At 39.8% G+C, this 21,289-nt stretch carries 19 protein-coding genes; 9 read left to right on the plus strand and 10 right to left on the minus strand.

Going from position 1 to position 21,289, the window contains the following annotated elements:
- Window positions 1–19 precede the first annotated feature (19 nt).
- The 4 genes from B9A18_RS20515 (at window position 20) to B9A18_RS20530 (ending at window position 5,085) form a co-directional block, all read left to right on the plus strand.
- A complete protein-coding gene (locus B9A18_RS20515; protein ID WP_084291421.1) occupies window positions 20–1,459 on the plus strand; it encodes a RagB/SusD family nutrient uptake outer membrane protein in 1,440 nt (479 codons plus the stop codon).
- A 73-nt stretch (window positions 1,460–1,532) separates the two neighbouring features.
- Window positions 1,533–2,729, plus strand: coding sequence for a TlpA disulfide reductase family protein (locus B9A18_RS20520; RefSeq protein WP_084291422.1), 1,197 nt, complete (start codon window positions 1,533–1,535; stop codon window positions 2,727–2,729).
- Window positions 2,730–2,743: 14 nt separating this feature from the next.
- Window positions 2,744–3,820, plus strand: a complete 1,077-nt coding sequence (locus B9A18_RS20525) for a TlpA disulfide reductase family protein (RefSeq protein ID WP_084291423.1) — start codon at window positions 2,744–2,746, stop codon at window positions 3,818–3,820.
- 59 nt (window positions 3,821–3,879) lie between these two features.
- Window positions 3,880–5,085 (plus strand): TlpA disulfide reductase family protein, encoded by a 1,206-nt coding sequence (locus B9A18_RS20530; protein ID WP_084291424.1) that lies wholly within the window; start codon window positions 3,880–3,882, stop codon window positions 5,083–5,085.
- A gap of 61 nt (window positions 5,086–5,146) precedes the next feature.
- Here B9A18_RS20530 and B9A18_RS20535 read toward each other — a convergent pair whose 3' ends face one another.
- A complete protein-coding gene (locus B9A18_RS20535; RefSeq protein ID WP_084291425.1) occupies window positions 5,147–6,928 on the minus strand; it encodes a hypothetical protein in 1,782 nt (593 codons plus the stop codon).
- 135 nt (window positions 6,929–7,063) lie between these two features.
- Here B9A18_RS20535 and B9A18_RS20540 point away from each other — a divergent pair, with 135 nt between their 5' ends.
- From B9A18_RS20540 to hemN, 4 genes are all read left to right on the plus strand, one after another.
- On the plus strand, window positions 7,064–8,248 hold the full coding sequence (locus tag B9A18_RS20540; RefSeq protein WP_084291426.1) for a PAS domain-containing sensor histidine kinase: 1,185 nt from the start codon (window positions 7,064–7,066) through the stop codon (window positions 8,246–8,248).
- Window positions 8,248–9,306 (plus strand): response regulator, encoded by a 1,059-nt coding sequence (locus B9A18_RS20545; protein WP_084291427.1) that lies wholly within the window; start codon window positions 8,248–8,250, stop codon window positions 9,304–9,306. The genes B9A18_RS20540 and B9A18_RS20545 overlap by 1 nt, the downstream gene beginning before the upstream one ends.
- 82 nt (window positions 9,307–9,388) lie before the next feature.
- A complete protein-coding gene (locus B9A18_RS20550) occupies window positions 9,389–9,862 on the plus strand; it encodes a Rossmann-fold NAD(P)-binding domain-containing protein (RefSeq protein WP_084291428.1) in 474 nt (157 codons plus the stop codon).
- Window positions 9,855–11,219: an oxygen-independent coproporphyrinogen III oxidase gene (hemN, locus tag B9A18_RS20555; protein WP_084291429.1), complete on the plus strand. Its 1,365-nt coding sequence runs from the start codon at window positions 9,855–9,857 to the stop codon at window positions 11,217–11,219. Before B9A18_RS20550 ends, hemN begins: the two co-directional genes overlap by 8 nt.
- A gap of 48 nt (window positions 11,220–11,267) precedes the next feature.
- Here the strand turns inward: hemN and B9A18_RS20560 are convergent, their stop codons facing one another.
- The 9 genes from B9A18_RS20560 to B9A18_RS20595 all read right to left on the minus strand — a co-directional run bounded on the left by B9A18_RS20560 (window position 11,268) and on the right by B9A18_RS20595 (window position 19,911).
- Window positions 11,268–11,654 (minus strand): group III truncated hemoglobin, encoded by a 387-nt coding sequence (locus B9A18_RS20560; protein ID WP_084291430.1) that lies wholly within the window; start codon window positions 11,652–11,654, stop codon window positions 11,268–11,270.
- A 6-nt stretch (window positions 11,655–11,660) separates the two neighbouring features.
- Window positions 11,661–12,344 (minus strand): sulfite exporter TauE/SafE family protein, encoded by a 684-nt coding sequence (locus tag B9A18_RS20565; protein WP_084291431.1) that lies wholly within the window; start codon window positions 12,342–12,344, stop codon window positions 11,661–11,663.
- Entirely contained in the window at window positions 12,341–12,766 is a 426-nt protein-coding gene (locus B9A18_RS20570) for a FixH family protein (RefSeq protein WP_084291432.1), read from the minus strand. Before B9A18_RS20570 ends, B9A18_RS20565 begins: the two co-directional genes overlap by 4 nt.
- Window positions 12,767–12,769: 3 nt before the next feature.
- Complete coding sequence (ccoG, locus tag B9A18_RS20575; protein ID WP_084291433.1) at window positions 12,770–14,167, minus strand: cytochrome c oxidase accessory protein CcoG; 1,398 nt, start codon at window positions 14,165–14,167, stop codon at window positions 12,770–12,772.
- 1 nt (window position 14,168) lies between these two features.
- On the minus strand, window positions 14,169–14,966 hold the full coding sequence (locus B9A18_RS20580; RefSeq protein ID WP_084291434.1) for a cbb3-type cytochrome c oxidase N-terminal domain-containing protein: 798 nt from the start codon (window positions 14,964–14,966) through the stop codon (window positions 14,169–14,171).
- A complete protein-coding gene (locus B9A18_RS25325; protein WP_200816415.1) occupies window positions 14,963–15,130 on the minus strand; it encodes a hypothetical protein in 168 nt (55 codons plus the stop codon). The genes B9A18_RS20580 and B9A18_RS25325 overlap by 4 nt, the downstream gene beginning before the upstream one ends.
- Window positions 15,131–15,141: 11 nt before the next feature.
- The gene (gene ccoN, locus B9A18_RS20585; RefSeq protein ID WP_084291435.1) at window positions 15,142–17,253 is read right to left on the minus strand and encodes a cytochrome-c oxidase, cbb3-type subunit I; all 2,112 of its coding nucleotides are present in this window, start codon (window positions 17,251–17,253) and stop codon (window positions 15,142–15,144) included.
- A 73-nt stretch (window positions 17,254–17,326) separates the two neighbouring features.
- Window positions 17,327–17,512 (minus strand): cbb3-type cytochrome oxidase assembly protein CcoS, encoded by a 186-nt coding sequence (gene ccoS, locus B9A18_RS20590; protein WP_084291436.1) that lies wholly within the window; start codon window positions 17,510–17,512, stop codon window positions 17,327–17,329.
- Window positions 17,509–19,911 (minus strand): heavy metal translocating P-type ATPase, encoded by a 2,403-nt coding sequence (locus tag B9A18_RS20595; protein WP_084291437.1) that lies wholly within the window; start codon window positions 19,909–19,911, stop codon window positions 17,509–17,511. Before B9A18_RS20595 ends, ccoS begins: the two co-directional genes overlap by 4 nt.
- Window positions 19,912–20,097: 186 nt before the next feature.
- On the opposite strand from B9A18_RS20595, the gene B9A18_RS20600 reads away from it, so the two are divergent.
- The gene (locus tag B9A18_RS20600) at window positions 20,098–21,288 is read left to right on the plus strand and encodes a Pycsar system effector family protein (RefSeq protein WP_084291438.1); all 1,191 of its coding nucleotides are present in this window, start codon (window positions 20,098–20,100) and stop codon (window positions 21,286–21,288) included.
- Window position 21,289 lies beyond the last annotated feature (1 nt).

Genomic DNA, 21,289 nt, shown 5'->3' on the forward strand with positions numbered 1-21,289 from the left:
TAATTATCTAAGAAAGCATATGAACACATTATATAAATGTTTGATAGTTGGCGTACTAATGATTGGTATGTACGGCTGTAAAAAAGAATTGGGCGCATTACCAAAAAATGCGAAGGTGGAAGAGAATACCATTTTGGATGAAGCGACAGCACAAATCTCTTTAAATGGAGCTTATTACAATTTTGCAAACGCAACGAACATTAAAACCGGATGGCAGAGGCATCAGATTTTACCGGCTACTTTTGCCGGCTATTTGGGCTATGGTTTTGGAAGTTTTGATGATGAGGATAATTTAACGGAGCAATCCAGTGGTAATTATTGGGATGAGTCTTACAGAGCGCTTAATGCTGCCAACGGGGTAATTAAAGGCGTTAATGTATTGCCTGATGCTAAATTCACCGCTAATAGAAAAAAGGAAATATTGGCCCAGGCTCGTTTTATACGTGCTTATGGGCATTTTAAATTGCTCGCTTTTTATGCAGAATGGTATAAAGCCGGCAGTACTCAGGGGGTATTGTTGAGGGATGAATTGTCGAACTTAACCAATATCAATAAAGCCCGTAGTACGGTAAAGGATAGCTATGATTTTATTATGGCCGACCTGGATGAAGCTATCATTAATGCTCCGGCAACCAATCCCAGTTATTATATAACTAAATGGGCTGCTATGGCATTCAAAATGCGTGTGCTGATGTGTAGAGCAGGAACAGCTGACTACACTGAAGTGATCACTCTTGCAAATACCATTATGCAAAGCAGTCCTTTTGTACTGGAAGCTAAGGCAGAGGACATCTTTCATAAAAGTGGACTTGCTAGTAAAGAGGTTATTTTGGGCCTGAAACCACAGGCCTTACAAATGACCGATCCATATAGTAGGAGCAGGCAGTATTGGCCAGGGGCATCCTCATTGTATGTTGCAAAATCAGCTTTGAAGGATCTTTATGCTAACGACCCGCGCCAAGCCTGGATAATTGGTACCGCAAACCCTTCTACCTCCGCACCAAATACTTTTTACTTCACTAAGTTTTACCAGCAAAATACTTTGCCATCTGAACTTTCGGAAACAGATTATGCACTCCGTCTAACTGAAGTTTATTTACTAAAGGCTGAAGCTATTGTGCGATCAGGAGGGAGCTTAGCTGATGCCAGATTGCTGGTACATCAGATTCAGGAAAAGGCAGGTATTACGGCCTTAGTTAATAATATGCCCTACCTGGCTGTCGAAACTGCGACAACACCTGCAGCATTATTACTTGAAATATATAAGGAGACTTCTAAAAGTTTAGTGGCTGAGGATGGTATAGAGTGGTTGGCTTTACTACGCTTACCATTTGCAACTGTGCAGCAATTGAAGCCAACTATTACCAGTCAAATACAATACATTATCCCAGTGCCGAAAGCTGAGTTTAAATATAATCCTTCATTTGGGGAACAAAATACCGGATACGCTAAAAACTAATTAAAATGATGAAATCTTTGATGATTATTTTAATCATCAAAGATTTCATCTGATAACTAAAAACAATAAATAGATGAAAGCATACTTATTAACCATGCTGATGCTGGCAGGTACAATGACCAGCTTTGGACAGCAAAAACCTTTTACCCTGAAGGGTAAAATTAAGGGACAAACGCAGGGAATGCTGAAGTTGTTCTACAATGTGGATGGAAAATCAATAGCCGACAGTGCGACCATCAAAAATGGCACATTTGAATTTAAAGGTAAATTGGAAGATCCTGTGATGGCTTCTTTAATCGGTGCTGTAAAGAGCATGGACATGAATGACCCTAACAGCGCAACCTTTTTTATTGAACCAGCTTTGATGGCGATGGATGTAACAGCGGGAGAATTTAAAAGCTTGAAATTGACTGGTTCTAAAACACAGTTGGAATATACTACTCAGGAACGGGTAAAGGAATCTGTTACTAAAGGGATGAAGCCAATTTCAGATGCTTACCAAAAAGCAAACCAGGAATACATAGCCGCAATTAAAGCAAAAAAGTCTGAGCCGGAATTGGAAGCATTGAAAGAAAAAGCAAGCGGTATAAAGGATCAGATGGAGCCTTTCTATGAAAAGCGTAATAAGCTGGATCTGGAATACATCAAAACACATCCGGATTCTTATTATGCGGCTAGTCTTTTGAAATGGAAAGTATCTTCAATGCCATTGGCCGAATCTCAGAAGTATTATAATGCATTGTCGGCAAAGATTAAGGCTAGTAGCTATGGAAAAGATGTCTTGAAAGAAATAAAGGACTTGGCAGGCGGTTCTCCTGGAAGTAAAGCATCTCTTTTTAACACGAAAGACATCAACGGGGAGCAGTTAAATCTTGCTGATTTTAAAGGGAAGAAATATGTGTTGCTTGATTTTTGGGCCAGCTGGTGTGTGCCATGCCGTAAAGGTAATCCACATCTGTTATCGCTTTATAGCAAGTATAAGGATAAAGGTTTGGAGATCGTTGGCGTATCTGATGATGATTCTTCGCTGGAAGCCTGGAAGAAAGCAGTAGAGAAGGATCAGATCGGGGTTTGGAAACATGTGTTGCGCGGATTAAAACGCACCACAACAGGTTATGATAAATCTGCAGATATCAGTGAACCATTTGGAATTCACACCCTACCTACAAAGATTCTGATAGATAAAGATGGCATTATTATAGGCCGTTATGGCGGTGGTGGTGAGAACGATGATGCTATGGATAAGAAACTGGCTGAGATATTTAATTAACCATAAAAAAACAAATGATGTTACAGAAAATGAAATTTATTACCATGGGTTTGTTATGCTGCGGAGTGGCTTCGTACGCACAAACTGCAAATGTTTCGGGCAGCATAACAGGCCTGAAAGCTGATGAACTAATGCTTCATTATTATCGGGGCGACAAACCTGTTACCGACACATTAAAGGTAAAAGAGGGAAAGTTTAAGTGGACAGCGCAAATGACTGAACCGCAAAAGGTAGCCATCATGTTCCCTAATCGTTATGTTCAGTTTTTTGCAGAAAGTGGGAATATCAACCTTACTGGAACCATGGATGAATTGCATAACCTTAAGGTTACCGGATCAAAAACACAGGATGAGTCGGACGCCTATGAAAATTCTTTAAAAGATCTTACGGATCAGGAGTCGCCCTTGTACCAGAAATATGGCAAGGTTAGCAAAGAAGAGCAAGTAGCACTGGAGTTGAAATTGGAAGAGCTGAGAACGCAAAAACGTGAAAGAGCTAATAAGTACATTGCTTCACACCCAAAGAGTGCTTTTAGTGTTAGTTTAGTTTCTGATAGGGCTGCAATGGGCAGTTATAAAGATGTTGCCGCGGCTTTTGCTAAACTTGATCCTGTGGCGCAAAAAAGCCTGGAAGGTAAACGCATTGCAGAACGACTTATAGTACTTAAAAGAAGTGCCATAGGTGAGTCTATGCTTAATTTTACGCAGAACGATACCGAAGGAAAGCCTGTTAAGTTTGCTGACTTTAAAGGGAAATATGTTTTGGTAGATTTCTGGGCAAGTTGGTGTGGACCATGCAGAGCGGAAAACCCAAATGTGTTAAAGGCTTATCATCTATATAAAGACAAAAACTTTACAGTTGTAGGTGTTTCACTTGATGATAAAGCGGATAAGTGGATAAAGGCTATAAAAGACGATAATATGCCATGGACTCAGGTCTCTGATTTAAAAGGATTTGAAAATGAGGTTTCTACTTATTATGGGATACGCGGCATTCCGAGCACGCTATTGGTAGATCCTAATGGTAAAATCATCGCCAAAGATTTAAGAGGTGAGTTGTTAAATAAAAAAATGGCAGAATTATTCAATTAATAAAATTTTGATGAGGCGATCGTTTATGGTCACCTCATCAATCTTAATAAAATAGACCTATGAACAATAGATTAATAAAACTAGGATTAACATTTGGTATGGCTGGTTTGATGCTTGCCAGTACCGGCTGTTCCGAAAATCAAAAGGATAATGGTTACCACATTACGGGTAATATAAATGGCGTTGATTCCGGCCTGGTTAAGCTGGTGAGTTATAATGAGGAAGATAGAACCTCAACGACTCTGGACAGCGTAACGTTTAAAAATGGTTCTTTTGAGCTAAAAGGAACAGTGAAGTATCCTGAAATGATGACATTGATTTTTACGCCCGGCAACTGGGCAACACAGATTTTTGTAGAAAATGGCACCATCGCTGTTAAAGCCGACACAACCGGAGCTGAACATTACGATTATAGTTCGTATGGAGGTGAAAAAGGTGCTAACCTTAAAAAAATTGAGGTAACCGGATCTGCCAACCATGATATTTACAATAAGTACGAGAACGAGCCGGAGCAGTTGAAGTTTAAGGATGAATTTGCTGCCTTGAACAAAGCATACGAAGCGGAAAAGGATTTGAAATTGAAGGAAAAGATGAGGTCTAAATTTGATTCGGTAGGGCAATTAAGTAAAGCCTGGCAAATCAAATGGATCAATGATTTTATAACTAAAAACCCTACATCGGTTGCAGGTGCATATATCTTCAATAATCACTACCGGTTCAATTCAAGTATGCCTTTAAACGAGATGGATGTCATCTTGAATAAGTTTAAAGACGAAGCAAAACAATCCACTTATTTTAGGCTCCTGGTTAGCGACGTAGCCAAGAGAAAACGTGTGCTTCCAGGGGAGCAGGCGCCTGATTTTACTTTGCTGAAAAGGGATAGTACCTCTTTTGCGCTATCTTCTACCAAAGGTAAGTATGTAATGATCGACTTTTGGGCCAGCTGGTGTAAGCCTTGCAGGGAAGCCATCCCACATTGGAAAAATGTATACGCCAAATACAGGGATAAAGGCTTTGAAATCGTAAGCGTTTCTAACGACAGCCGCTGGAGTGATTGGTTCAAAGCTATGGATCAGGAACAAATGCCATGGATACAGCTTTGTGATGAGTTTCCGATAAAAAATATGCCGGCGAAAGTGTCTACATTGTATCAGATTCCCTCTTTGCCAGGTTATGTTTTATTAGATAAAGAAGGGAAAATATTGGTTCATACCATCGAAGAAAAGGACATTGATCAAAAATTAGCAGAGATTTTTAAAATGTAGTCGATACTTGGTTAATACAAAAAACGGGGTGTAGCATTAATAATGATACACCCTGTAATCACTAAATTTCACATCCGATCAGACGCTGCTCTGCCTGTAGTAACTGCTCCTGCATCTCATTCAAGGTGATGTTCGTCTGCTTCTTAAGTTCAGGAATTAATCCTCTGTAATAATCTATACCCAATAATAGTTGCTCTTTAAATTTAGTAAAGTAGCGGGCTTTTTTAACGCTTAGTTCATCCAGTTGATCTGAAATGTCTTTCTTTAAATAATCAACATACAGGTTTAATTCATTAATAAACAGATTAGGACGTGCTACATTATCCAGTAAATTCGTCTTCCCATAAATGTGTTGTACCATTTCCTTTAAGCTATATTTCCCCGAGAAATAAGCCAGGTTAGGGCCCGGACAAATACTTACAGCTTTGTTCTCTTTTGGCTTAAGCATATCATTTTTTATATACGTTGAAGCACATAATCCTTCACAAAGACATACCTTCTCTGTAATGTGATCAAACTGCTGCTTATAACTTTCTTCTGGTAAGTCCTGTTTTTGAAGTTCTTTAATTTTTAAGTTCTGATATTCTCTCGATGCAGTACAAATTGGTAATGCTGTAAATTCTGTATTGGTGCATAGGAATTTCTTGGTACAAGGACTTCCTGGACGACCTTTCGCTATTCGTTCTAATCGCTGTTGCTCTATACTGCTTTTCTTAAAGCTGTTAAAAAGGACACCTAGTGGTGATGAATTGCTCAAGTAATAATCGGTATGGTCGGCATTGACAAGATCCGTAAGCGTATGATCATCTACATTCGTAGCTTCCGGTACCAGTAAAAATGGACTTCCCCAACCGGCTGCATCCAGCTGGTAGTAATTGATCAGAAACTGATGCTCCTCGGCTGTGCCGATACCACCTTGCGCGGTAATCCGTTGTACTGGGGTAGCGCAAGGAGTAAAGCCTTTTGCTGTTAATGCAGCAGCATAAATATCATATAACTCAGCGGCAAGTGCAACACGTTTTTCTTTAAATTCTTCCAGGATAGGTCCCAATAGAAAACCTTCCGTAGCAAAGGCATGTCCACCGCAGTTTAGTCCTGATTCAACTCTAAACTCTGACACCCAGATGCCCTTTTTAGCCAGAATCTTTGCCTGGATCAGGGCAGAGCGGAAATCACTTACTTTTAAAATGACGTTTTTACGGAGTATACCAGATTGATCGGGGTAGAAATCAGCACATTTTTCCATGTAACTGTATAATCTTGGATTTAATCCGGCCGATATGATGATTGAGGATTCAAGATCGCTGTTGGCAAAACCGCGCATTGCAGCAAGGGCATCGGTATAATCATCGCCCAGGTATTCGTCATTCATGTTGTAATTTGCCTTATCTACCTTCGACATGATGTTTACATCAATGCTTCCGGGTTTCATTTTATCTTTTAGGCTTTCAAGCGCTAATGCTCTTTCCTGCGAATCCGTTATGGTCAACACCTTGTTATAGCTGTTTTTTAAAACAGAGTGATCAGGCAATAGCTCAAAGTACTTTTCTAGGGCCGTTCCAGCTTCTGGTTTTTCATTTAACAGGCTTTTAAATTGTTTATTAACCAGTTTGTTCAGTAAATTCAGATAGGCTGTTATTCTTGATGCACGGCTGTCGACTGCCTTTTTATCAATAGGCGTATAAGCTTCGTTATTTTGCGTTGCATGATATTTACGCATGCGTTCGGTAAGTTCATCATCCACAATGGAAACAACGGATGATATGCCATATTTAGCAACTTTTAAAGGTGTATCTATTGAATAGCCAAGGCCCAGTACTGGAATATGAAAGGTATGGTTCATGAAATTATATTGTAAGATTTAGATCACAAAGTAGCAGACTATTTTTAATTTAAAATATGATGAAAATCACTTTTTAATATGACTGAGGCGATAATTTCATGATCGATAAAATCATATATTTGTGAAAAGTACATTATGGAGCAAGTCAGGTTATTAGAGGCAATTATAGAAACTGCAATTGATGGGATCATTACTATCGATAAAAGAGGACACATTGAAAGTCTCAATCCTGCGGCGCTCAAGCTTTTTGGTTATGCACTTGAAGAAGTAAAAGGGCACAACATTAAGATGTTAATGCCTGAACCAGATAAAAGTGGACATGATGGCTATTTGCACAGATATCAGACTACGGGCGAAAAACGTATCATTGGTAAAGGCAGGGAAGTAAGAGGCTTAAGAAAGGATGGGAGTACTTTTCCATTTAGGTTGGCGGTAAGTGAAGTACAGTACGATGATCGTATTATATATACAGGCTTTATCCACGATTTGTCCAAAGAAAAGGAAGCCGAAGAACGCTTAAGGGAATATGCTGCAGAGCTGGAAGAGCTGGTAGAAGAACGTACTAAGTCTTTAAGGAAAACTGTAAAGGCCTTAAGTGAAGCTAAGGAAGAAGTAAGTTTATCCTTAGAGAAGGAAAAAGAACTTAACCAGATGAAAAGCAGGTTCGTATCTATGGCTTCACACGAATTCAGAACTCCCCTAAGCTCAGTTCAACTTTCTTCTTCTCTGATCGAAAAATATGCACAGCCTTTTAATAACAAGAACATCACCAAGCATGTTGGTAAGATTAAAAATGCTGTCGGAAATTTAACCACAATCTTAAATGACTTCTTATCATTGGAGAGACTTGAGGCTGGAATTGTTGAGCCTGCCTTTGATTCTTTCGATCTGGTGAAGTTATCTGAAGAGATAACGGAAGAAATGCAGATGATAGCTAAACAGGACCAACATATTATTTATCAGCATACCGGACTGGAGAGCATAGTCAAGCTGGACCAGAACCTGATTCGTAACTGTATGATTAACCTGATTTCTAATTCTATTAAATACTCCGGAGAGAATACCTTTATTGAGTTCAATACAGAGATCAACGATGAACAATGTATCGTTACGATTAAAGATAATGGCATAGGAATTCCCGAGCTTGATCAAAAGCATTTGTTCCAGCCATTTTTCAGAGCCAATAATACCGGTAATATTCCAGGTACCGGTTTGGGATTAAATATTGTATTACGTTATGCTAAGTTGATGAATGGAACACTCCATTTTGAAAGCGTAATTAACAAAGAGACTACCTTTAAACTATCTTTTAATAAATAATGAAGAAGACGCGTATACTGATTATTGAAGATAATGAAGACATTAGAGAAAGTACCACTGAGATATTAGAGCTTGCGGGCTATGAAGTCTTTCAGGCTCATAATGGTAGGATAGGTATTGATGTTGCAACGGCACATTTACCAGATATCATTTTATGTGATATCATGATGCCCGAACTAGATGGGTACAGTGTTCTATATATGTTAAATAAGCATCCTAAAACGGCTGCAATTCCTTTCATTTTTCTGACGGCAAAGGCCGAAAGGATTGATATGCGTAAAGGGATGGAAATGGGGGCCGATGATTATCTTACTAAACCTTTTGATGATGTAGAGTTGCTTAATGCTATTGAAATAAGGTTAAGTAAGAAGGATAGACTCCAACGCTTTTACAGTCAGTCATTGGATAAACTATCTAACCTGCTTAGTGGTACATCGGGTATTGAGGAACTTCAAAAGTTAATCGCCGATCGCAAGGTTCGGACCGTTAAAAAGAGACAGGTTATTTATTATGAAGGAGATGACGTAATAGGTATTTATCTGGTGCTGAGTGGACGTGTAAAAACGGTTAAAATGAGTATAGATGGACGTGAACTACTTACCGGAATATATACTACGGATGACTATGTGGGGATCCCAGCACTATTGAGCCATGAAGAATACTCGGAAACTGCAGAAGCATTGGAGGATTCGACAATCTGTTTGTTGCCTAAAGAAATGGTTGAGGAACTATTGAATAAATTTCCGGAGGTGACTAAGCAGTTTATCCATATACTTTCTAATAATTTACTGGATAGAGAAGAACAGTTGCTGCAGCTGGCTTATCATTCGGTTAGGAAGCGAATGGCTGAAGTATTGATCAGACTGTGCAGACAAGAGAAGCCGGCGCAAATACAATACCTGAAAATATCACGGGACGACCTGGCTGCTATGGCTGGAATGGCTACCGAAACGGTAAGTCGTATTTTAAGCGACTTCAGAGATGAGCAGATTCTTGATAAGAAAGGGAACCAAATCGTTGTTTTAGATGAGACCAGATTACAAAATGTGAAAAATTGATGAAGATCATTTTCCCGTCTGATTAAACTCATTTCCTATAAGGTATGAATCTGTTAAATTTGGTTATTAATAATCAATTTACATGAAAGTCGTAGCTTACAGTATAAAACTATTTGAAAAAGAACCTTTGGCGATCGCCAACCATAAAAAGCACGAGATTACCCTGATTTCTAATGTGCTAAATGCCGATACCGTAAGTTATGCTACAGGAAAAGAGGCTGTAATTGTATTTGAGGATGATGATGTGTCTGCCGATGTGATTAATAAACTGGCAGATATGGGCGTGAAATACATTGCTACACGCTCTACTTCGGCTGATCATATTGATAGGGAAGCAGCAGCATCAAGGGCTATGAGAGTGGCAAACGTCCCTTCAATGGCCTTAAGTGGGCTTACAGATGCCGAATTACCCATGGCATTAGCTGAAGAAACTATATTGAATCTTGACAAATGGCAACAGAAGAGCTGTTTAGGCCTAGCTTGTGTTTGTTCTAAATCTTGCGACCGCGATAACCATTCAACCCTAAATAATCACCATTCTCATCTTCATGAATAAAAAAGAACTAATTGAAAAGTATCACGTGGCCGCCCCGCGTTATACCAGTTACCCAACTGTTCCTTATTGGAAAGCGGAAAGCTTTGACATTCATAAATGGAGCAAGGCCGTAGTTAGGGCATTCGACAAAAGTAATAGCGAAGATGGTATCAGTTTATACATACACCTTCCTTTTTGTGAGGACTTATGTACTTATTGTGGCTGTAATACAAGGATTACCAAGAATCATGGTGTAGAGAGGCCTTATATTGAGACTTTGTTAAAAGAGTGGCAGCTTTATCTAAATCTTTTCAGCACTAAGCCCGTAATCAGAGAGTTACATCTTGGCGGTGGTACACCCACTTTCTTTAGTCCTGAGCATCTCGATCTATTGATTAATGGATTGTTGAAAGATACAGAGGTACACGAAGAAGCTGAGTTTAGTTTCGAAGCTCATCCGGCAAATACAACTGAAGCTCATCTAATTACGCTTGGCAATTTAGGATTCAAAAGATTAAGCCTGGGTATTCAGGATTTTGATCCGCAGGTGCAATTGGCCATCAACAGAATTCAGTCCGTTGAGCAGGTGGAGAAGGTGTCGGATTTGGCACGGAAAAATGGTTATTACTCTTTAAACTATGATCTTATTTATGGTTTACCAAATCAAACCTTTTCGGGCCTGGGCGATACGATAGAAGAAGTGTTGCGGTTAAAACCAGATCGTATTGCTTTTTATAGTTATGCGCATGTGCCCTGGATGAGACCTGGCCAACGCCGATACACAGAAAACGATCTCCCTTCTCCGGAATGTAAACAGGAGTTGTATGAACTTGGCAGAAAACTGCTAAAAGAGGGTGGATATGTGGAAATTGGAATGGACCATTTTACACTCGACACGGATAGTCTTTATCAGGCTGAAAAGAATGGTACTTTACATCGGAACTTTATGGGGTATACCCATCAGTATAGTCGCCTGATGGTTGGCTTGGGTGTTTCCTCTATTAGTGATACCTGGGATGCTTTCGCTCAGAACGCGAAGACTGTCGAAACTTACAGGGAACTGGTTAATGAAGGTGAATTTCCTATCGTTAAAGGCCATGCCCTGAATAATACTGATTTACTCATTCGTAAGCATATTTTAAATATCATGTGTAAAGGCTATACCAATTGGACATCCCTTGAGAAGGAAAACGATGTGTTTGCAGAAGGAATAGAAAGAATGCGCTGGCTTGCACAAGATGGCCTGGTTGTATTGTCTCCTTATGAATTGCAGGTTACAGGCTTTGGTAAAAGGTTCTTAAGAAATATCTGTATGATGCTGGATGCCCGTTTATGGGAAAGCCAACCAGGAACACAGCAGTTTAGTTTAGCCGATTAGAGATATAAAAAAATAGCTAGCTCGTTAACGTTTTCAAGTAATGAGTTGTTAAAGGCCGGTCTTTTGATCGGCCTTATTTATTTTATACTCCATCAACTGTGCAATGGATGTAGCTCTAACAATTGCTTTTTGGGCAATGGGACCTTCAAATTTATTGTTTACCGTATCCGTCCATATTTTCATCCAGCGTTCAAAATGCGCTGGTTTTAAAGGCACGGTCCGGTTAAGCTCCAGGTGCTTAAGCATAGGATTTCCTTTGTAGGTAATTACATCAAAAAGTATGGTTTCCCAAAAGGCAACCATTACCGGTATATGCGCTTCCAGTTTGAAATTTGCAGCCCTGAAAACAGGTCCAATAAGCTGGTCTGTTAATGCCGAATGGTAAAATGTTTCTACCAGGTATTGTATATCTTCTTTATGCTGAATATCGTTCATTTCTTTTTATTTACAGTTGCTAATGCTTGTTGCTTCTGCCGGACTTAGATAGGGGATATCGAGGGCCAGTCCTCTTAAAATAAACCATATCCCAATACAAAGCATCAGGTAAGGGACCGCACGGTTAATTCTTCGTCTAAACATTATCCCTGTAAAGCCTGCACTAAGCATAGCAATGAACATCAAAGGTAAGGTTCCCATGCCAAACCAAAACATATAAATAACGGAGTTTTGTACGCTTCCTGTATTTAATGCGCCTGCAAGAGCGAGGTACACAAATCCACATGGCAGGAAGCCATTGATAAAACCTATGATGAGATGATTGGCTTTATGCTTTAGGGCGTAGTTAAATAGGGTGTTAAATGGCCCAAGTAGAAAGGAAGATTTGCTTTTGAAAAAACTAAACATAAACAGTCTGGCGCAGGCTGCCATAACAATAAAAACGCCGCTTATTACGCTAACGCCCTGTTGAAAGCCCGCTAACCAGATCTGCTTGCCTATGAGTCCAATTCCTATGCCCAAAACACAGTAAGCCATAATGCGGCCCAATTGGTAAATTAGTTTATCTGCAGTCAGGTAAAACCAGCCTTGTTTTAATGAAGGAATGGCAAATGCCAAAGGACCGCACATGCCAATGCAATGCACACTGCCAAGTAATCCAATCATAAAGGCTAGTCTTTCTGTACTCATTTAATTAGTATTTCCTGTTCATTTAGGTAGTCGAGCCCTTCGCTCGTCCACGATATAATCAAACGCCATTGCCCTTTTTCTATCCCTTGAAGCGGGATTTTGACTACGTTAGCAGCATCTGTCAGCATGGTGATGTTTTTGTCCATTCGTTTATCTGAATTCCTGACAAGCTTAATACTGCCTTCAGCCTTATTTTTAAAAGTAAGTAGGATGTTGTCTGTTGTAATCTCTATTATAGGAGCAGCATCATCAATTTTTACCTGTTCTTTACGGTTATAGTCTTTGTCGTAATTTAGGCCCTTTTCGTAGTAGTCATTATCTACCAGTGCATCAGTCTTGCTATTGAACATTAATACACCCAGCACTACAATAAAGCTCATAAAGCAAAGCATTCCGATCATTAATTTTGTTCCCCAGTTCATTTTTTAGTCGTTAGGTGGTGCAATAAATGTGGTCTCAAACCGATCAATAATCTTATCATCTGATAGGAGTTTAAAGCTTATTTTAGATTTGTACGTTTTAATTTCCTGTTGTGGAAGGATGACAAAGAAAGTAAGTTTAGCAACGCCTCCGTAAGCCAGCGTATCCTGTTTTTGGATGTACTGGATTTTTGCGTTTTGATCATCCGGTACAATTTGAAATCTGATGCTTTTACTTGTTTTGTTGATCAGTTCTGCATTGTATAGATTACTTACTGTCTTTTCTTTATCCCTAAGTTGATAAAGTGTTCCACCAGCTCGTAAAATAGTTGTTTTTACATCACTTCTTGTCAGCAGTAAGTAGGATAGTACAGTAACCAGTATCATTAAAACTGCAGCGTAGGCATAGATACGCTTGTTGATTTGAAAAGCCTGTTTTTTCTTGATCTCATCTTCTGATTTAAAGCCAATAAGTCTTGTTGGGCGGCTAATCTTTTCCATCACCATGTCACAGGCATCTATACAGGCCGTACAGTTTACACATTCCATTTGTGTACCGTTACGGATATCGATTCCCGTAGGACAAACATCTACACATAGTTTACAATCGATGCAATCCCCTGCAAGATTTTCTTCGCCTTTAATGCGTTTTGCCCGCGGTTCACCCCGTTCATAGTCATAAGCTACAATGATACTTTGGTTGTCTAGTAAAACGCCTTGCAGCCGACCATAAGGGCAAACTACAGTACATACGAGTTCCCTCATTTTTGAAAACACCAGGTAAAAGACCAAAGTGAAAACACAAATGGATAGGAATCCGGTAAGGTGTAGGGATACCGGTTCAGTAATGATTTTTAACAGTGCATCTGTGCCGATGATGTAGGCGAGAAAAATGTTGGCAATCAGAAAGGATATGCAAATATAGATTCCATGCTTCAGCGTCTTTTTGAAGACTTTATCAGCAGTTAGAGGGGAATCATCTAATTTCTTACGTCTCAGATGATCTCCCTCTATCCAGATTTCAATTTTTCGGAAAACCATTTCCAGAAATATAGTCTGGGGGCAGGCCCATCCGCAAAATACCCTGCCAAATACTACCGTGAATAATACAATGAACACTATAAAAGTGAGCAATGCGAGTACAAAGAGGTAAAAGTCCTGCGGCCAGAAAATGATGCCAAACAGCACGAACTTTCTTTCCAGAACATTTAGTAATACCAATTGCTCCCCATTTAACTTCATAAATGGCGCCGAAAATAATAAGGCAAGGAAGAAATAACTGAGTACCGAGCGATACTTGTATAGTTTTCCTTTTACCACTTTAGGGTAAATCCATTTACGACTCTTCCCATCATCGGTTAACGTTGAAATCTGGTTTCTGAAATGATCTGGACTTTGTGACATGTTATTCTTTTTCGCCTTGAGGTGCTTTTGCTCCCGCTGGATTGCTTCCTTTTAATGACATAATGTAACTGGTGATGTCGGAGATTTGCTTGGCATTCATCGATTTCTCCCATGCAATCATTCCTTTATCAGGAACACCGTACTTAATAGTTTTAAAGATGTTTTTTACGGTTCCGCCATGAAGCCAGTGGTCGTCGGTTAAGTTAGGACCAACAGTTCCTTCTGCGTGCTCTCCATGGCAGGGGGTGCAGACATTCTTGAAAAGAGCAGCGCCGGCTTGTAATACAGCTTCATCTTTGGAGGCTTCTACATTGCTTTCATTGATTTTATTTGCACCACCGCCACCCGGCTTTTGCAATAAAGCTATGCGATTGTCTTCTGCTTGTTGCAGTTCAGCTACATATTCTTGTTCCTGCGACTGTCCCCAGCCAATTACATGGTAGTTTACCATATAGCCAATGGCGAAAATGATGGTTCCGTAAAAAAGTATCATAAACCAGGCTGGGGTAGGATTGTCGAGCTCAGCAATGCCGTCAAACTCATGTTCCATGATCAGGTCCTTCTCTTCAGAAAGTGGTTTAAGTCCCAGCATCCAGGTCCATATCGACTTTTTCTCCGGTTTTTCTGCTTCCAGTTTTTCCAGAGCTAAACGATGTTGTTCTCTTTCTTCTGCTGATGCAAAATAAGTAGGGGACAGGCTTTGCTGAACATAGATTTTGATTACTCTTAAAACCAGCACAGCTGCTATTAATATGCTTACTGCAATAAACAGTAAGGCCCAGATTAAGATATCATTCATTTTACGTCATCTTTTAAAGGGAGTTCGCTCATATAATTTACTTCCTCTTTTTTCATGGTCAGCAGCAGTACGCCTACCAGGATGAAAAAGAGCATAAAAATTCCAAGGGAAGCAAGCAGGTAGCCATTATTCCCGGTGGCTTGATCTAAAAATTGTTTAAACATGGTCGATGGTGTTACTTTGCTTTAATATCTGTTCCAAGTCGCTGTAAGTAAGCGATCAATGCAATGATCTCTTTATCACTTTTTACTTTAATGTTGTTTTTCTGCAGATCCTCTGCAATCTCTTTAGCCTGTGTATCCAGATCTCGGTTCGCTTTATACTCATAACCTTCAGGGTAAGGAACCCCCAGGCTACGCATCGCATTGATCTTGCTGCGGGTAGTGGTCGTGTCTAAAGTCTGCGTAATCAGCCATTCATACGGTGGCATGATACTGCCGGGCGACATGGTTTGCGGATCCAACATGTGATTGTAATGCCATACATTACCATATTTCCCACCTTCACGTTGTAAATCCGGTCCTGTTCGTTTTGATCCCCATAAATGTGGATGATCGTATACAAATTCACCAGCTTTGCTGTACTCACCGTATCTTTCTGTTTCTGAGCGGAAAGGGCGAATCATTTGAGAGTGACAGCTTACACAGCCTTCTTTAATATAAAGATCTCTACCCTGCAACTCCAATGGCGTATAAGGTTTTACACTGCTGATCGTTGGGATGTTCGACTTTACGGTAAATGTTGGCATCATTTCGATAGTTCCACCAATAAGAATAACAACTAAAGACAGCACCATAAATACCATCGGCTTACGTTCGAGCAAACGGTGGAGTTTTTTATCAGAACCTTGCGCTACATATTCTTGAGGTAATGGCATCGCTTCAACTGGTTCGTTAGCCAGCAATTTGCCTGTGCCTACTGTTTTTATCAGGTTATAAGTCATTACAATTACACCAGCTAGGTATAATGCGCCACCTATTGCCCTTAACATGTACATAGGGATAATCTGAAGTAGGGTTTCAAGGAAATTGGGATACCTTAACATACCTTCTTCAGTGAATTCTTTCCACATCAGACCTTGTGTAAATCCTGCGAAATATAGTGGTACCGCATAGAAGATAATTCCCAAAGTACCAATCCAGAAATGCAAAGAGGCTAGTTTTTTAGAGTATAAAGATGTTCTGTAAATTCGAGGTATTAACCAGTACAGGATGCCAAAGGTAAGGAAGCCGTTCCATCCAAGTGCACCAACGTGTACGTGTGCTACTATCCAGTCGGTATAGTGTGCAATGGCATTGATTTGCTTAAAGGCCAGCATTGGACCTTCAAAAGTTGCCATACCATAAGCGGTTAAGCCCACCACCATGAACTTTAGTGTAGGGTCCTCACGCACTTTGTCCCAGGCACCTCGAAGGGTAAGTAAACCGTTGATCATACCACCCCAGCTTGGTGCGATCAGCATCACTGAAAAGGCAACACCTAAAGATTGTGCCCAGCCTGGAAGGGAGGTGTATAACAAATGGTGTGGACCAGCCCATATATAGATGAAGATGAGCGACCAGAAGTGTAGAATACTCAATTTGTAAGAGTATATCGGACGCTGAGCCATTTTAGGAAGGAAGTAGTACATCATTCCCAGGTATGGTGTAGTTAAGAAGAACGCAACCGCATTATGGCCATACCACCATTGTACCAGTGCATCCTGAACTCCGGCATATAAATAATAGCTTTTAAAAGCAGAAATAGGTAGTTGAAAAGAATTTACAATGTGTAATACTGCAACAGTTACAAAGGTGGCAATGTAAAACCAGATGGCCACATACATGTGCTTCTCTCTTCGTTTGATGATGGTACCAAACATATTAATACCAAATACAACCCAGATTAACGTAATGGCAATATCAATTGGCCATTCCAGTTCGGCGTATTCATGGGAAGAGCTTAATCCTAAAGGAAGTGTAATGACAGCAGCGACAATAATGAGCTGCCAACCCCAGAAATGTATTTTACTAAGTATATCACTAAACATTCGCGCTTTAAGCAGACGTTGTAATGAATAATATACGCCCATGAAAATGGCATTACCAACAAAAGCAAAGATAACAGCGTTGGTGTGAAGTGGTCTGATACGGCCAAAGGTAGTGTACTGGGAGCCCATATTTAATGAGGGCTTGAAAAGTTGCATGGCAATGAGTAATCCAACCGTCATGCCAATGATGCCCCACACTATGGTAGCTATGGCAAAGTTTCTGACGATCTTATTGTCGTAGTAAAATTTTTCTGTCATGTGAAATTAATGAAAGGTTTATGGCCGTAAAATTAGTGCCGGGTGTAGTATATTAGAATGATGCATATTGGAGTTAAAAATGATCTTCATCATATTTTTGAGGCTCTTTTTGCTCCGAGATTTCTTCATCAAACAGTATGCGCACCGAAGGGGTATAGGTGTCGTCGTGCTGCCCGGTTTTGCTTGCCCAAAAGAAGGCTGCAAGAAAAATGAGTGCAAGTAAAATACTGCAGCCTATCAATACGTAAATCATGTTCATAATAATTTGTTTTTAGCAGCATAAAGTCTGGCAGTCAGACTGGTGAATAGAATGATAGTGACCGTACTTACCGGCATTAATATGGCTGCAATAAGTGGTGACAATAGCCCCTGTACAGCGAAGTATAAACCCAGGGCGTTATATATCAAGGATATGCCAAAGCTGATGTGAATGATCTTTACCGCATCTTTTGCTTGTTGTATAAACTGAGGAATCTTATGGAAGGACGCTCCGTCCAATATGGCATCACAATCCGGAGAGAAATTATTGATGTTGTCGGTAACCGCCACACCAAGATTACTTTGCCTTAAAGCACCAGCATCATTGAGCCCGTCTCCAAACATCAAGACTTTTTTGCCCGACTGTTGAAGGCGCTGAATGTAGTCGAGCTTGTTTTGTGGACTTTGCTCAAATTGCATTTGCTGTGCGCGAGGGAAAAAGGGGATAAGCGTTTGCTTGTCGTGATCTTTATCGCCTGAAATTAAATGTAAGTCGGCCCACTTGCTCAGCTTAAAGGTTAAATCCTTAAAACCTTCACGCCATCGCTGTCGGAAAGTGAAATATCCAAGGTAGTGATCATTGATCATGACATGGACATTGCTGTTTGAAGGAGAGACAACCAACGGTAGATTAAGGAACGTGGAACCTCCCAATTTCACTGTGTTTCCGTTAATCTTACCGCTGATTCCTCTTCCTATTTTTTCAACATATTCATCTACGGGATAAATTTTATCCCTGTTTAATAATTTTACCAGTTCGCGGCTTAAAGGGTGACCGGAGTTGCGGGCCAGATCACTTAATAATTGTTTTTCTTCATCGGTAATAATTCCCTCGAAGTTGAAGCCAGTAGCTTCAGGGCTGGTAATGGTGCCTGTTTTATCGAACACAAAAGTGTCGATCCTTGCCAATTCCTCTACCACAGCTGTACTTTTTAAATAGAATTTATTTTTATCAAAAATACTTAGTACTGCAGCGAGCGTGAAAGGGCTGCTCAATGCCAGTGCACAGGGGCAAGCGATGATCAACACAGCAGTGAAGGAGTCAAACGCATTTTGTGAATTTCCTTTATACAAAAGCCAGAAAGCCGCTGATCCAAGAGCAATTAGCAGCAATACGATGCTAAAGTATTTACTGGCTGTGTCGCTAAATGTTTTAATTCTGTTTTTTTCGGTGAAAAAAGCCTGGTTGTTCCATAATCCTGTAAGGTAACTTTGCGAAACAGGTTTAACCACCTCCAGTTCAATAGCACCTAAAAGCTGTCGGCCGCCGGCGTATACTACTTCACCCAGCGTTTTCTTTACAGGTTTCGATTCGCCGGTTACAAAGCTAAAGTCGATTTCGGCTTCGCCTTTCAATAAAATAGCATCGGCTGGAATGATTTCATTGCTTCTGATCAGCATCCTTTGGCCTGTACTCAATTCATTTAATGGAACGGGCTTTTCTTTACCTTCTTTAATTAAAGTCACTGCAACCGGGAAGTAGGATCTGTAATCGCGTTCAAAAGAAAGGTGGTGATAAGTTCGTTGCTGCATCCATTTTCCTATCAGAAGGAAAAAAACAAGACCACAAAGGGTGTCTACAAAGCCGGCACCAGTGTTGCTAATTATTTCGACAAGGGAGCGGATAAACATAACAGTGATGCCAAGAGCTAGCGGGAAATCAAGGTTCAGTATTCCTTTTCTAAGGTTATGGTAGGCCGAAATAAAATAGTCTCTTCCACAATAAAAGGTGACAGGTAATGCAAATGCGAGGTTTAGCCAGCCAAAAAAGAACTTGAATTGTATTTCCAGATCAGACAATCCGAAATACTCAGGAAAGCTAAGCAGCATTACATTCCCAAAACAAAAACCTGCGACAGCTATTTTTTTCACCAGATTTCTTTCTGAAAAGTCTGATTGTTGTTTTTTTACGACATCCTGCAGGCTAATCAAGGGCTCATAGCCAATTGAAACCAGCATTTCAACAACTAATCTTAAGGAGGTATGTTCGTGTTTGAACATAATTGCGACCTGCTTCTTCAAGAAATCTATCCGGGATTGAACGATATCAGGATTTATTTTATGCAGATTTTCAAGTAGCCATATGCAGGAACTGCAGTGAATGGCCGGTATGTATAAAGTAATGGAGGTGATTTTGTCATCGGTGTAGTTCACCAATTTTGACATAATTTCGGGTTCATCCAGGTACTCAAAATGCTTAGACTGAGTTTTTTGCGTTTGCCCCGGTATATCATTATAGGCATAATAATTGTCGAGATTATGATTGGAAAGGATTTGATATACACCTTTGCAGCCCAGGCAACAAAAGTGTTTGTCATCGTGTAAATATAAATTTACAGGCAGGTCGTCTCCACAGTGGTAACAATAGGTCTCTGATTTGAGCGTTTTTTGCTGTAACATAGATGAAATTTATTTTCACCAAAGTTCAGCCTTGTTGTCACATCTTACTATGATAACAATCAGAATCAAAAATGATACTAATCAATTTTTTGTTCAATAATAATAAATTAAAAGCCTCATATTTATGCGTTGAATATAATATGGTGGTGATAGCAGTGTTATATGATAAAAACAACAATATAAAAGATGCAGTATAAGGAACTATTAGATCAGCTTCGTGCACATATTGTAAATCTGTTTCAGACAAAAAATGACGAGCGCTTTATATATCATAACCTGCAACACACAGAACAAGTAGTTCAAAATGTGATCAGGATTGCCGACCATTATCAACTCTCGGAGCGTGATCACTTTGTTGTGGTTGCAGCGAGTTGGTTTCATGATTTAGGCTATTTGTTTGATTGTCGCCAGCATGAGGCAAAAGGAGCTGAGCTTGCAGCTGAATTTTTAAAAGATAAAGCGCTGCCTGAGGATATCATACTAGATGTGAAAGGTTGTATTATGGCTACTAAAATGCCTCAGCAGCCGGAGGGATTATTACAGCAAATCGTTTGTGATGCTGATTTGTTTCATTTAGGAAGTGATAGTTTTAAGGTTAGAAATAAGCTGATGCGTATGGAGGTTGAAGCATTCTGCGATAAGCAAATTGATAAGGCAGAATGGAGAACCAAAACCATAGGACTTTTCAAAACACATCATTATCATACTGATTTTTGTCAGAATTTATTAAATAGTAAAAAGGCCGAAAATCTTGCCGAAATGGAAGGTAAAGAGGGGAAGGGAAAAAGCAAGCCGCAACCCGAGAAAAAAGTAGAGCTGATAGAGGAAAAGAGTAAAATGACCGAAAAGCCTAAACGTGGTATTGAAACCATGTTCAGGATTTCTTCAACAAATCATCAGCGGTTAAGCGATATGGCCGATAACAAAGCTCATATCATGATATCCACCAATTCCATTATCCTATCGGTGATATTGAGTTTGCTGCTCCGTAAGCTCGAAGATAATCCTCATTTGATTATTCCAACCTTACTTTTATTGATCATTTGTGTGATTACCATGGTTTTTTCTATCTTGGCTACCAGACCCTCCATACCGGAAGGTCTTTTTACAACTGAAGACATCAAAGAGAAAAAGGTAAACCTGCTTTTCTTCGGTAATTTTTATCGGATGAGCTTAGAAGATTATAAAAATGGAATGAACAAGATGATGGATGATCGTGATTTTCTTTACGGAAGTTTAATCAAGGATGTTTATTCACAAGGGGTGGTATTGGGACGTAAATATCGGTTACTAAGAATAGCTTATAGTGTATTTATGTTTGGTATTATAGCGGCAGTGCTGGCCTTTATTATCGCTTCTGCTGTAGTAACCCTGTAAC

It is taken from the genome of Pedobacter nyackensis, assembly GCF_900176505.1.
Lineage (GTDB): Bacteria > Bacteroidota > Bacteroidia > Sphingobacteriales > Sphingobacteriaceae > Pedobacter > Pedobacter nyackensis.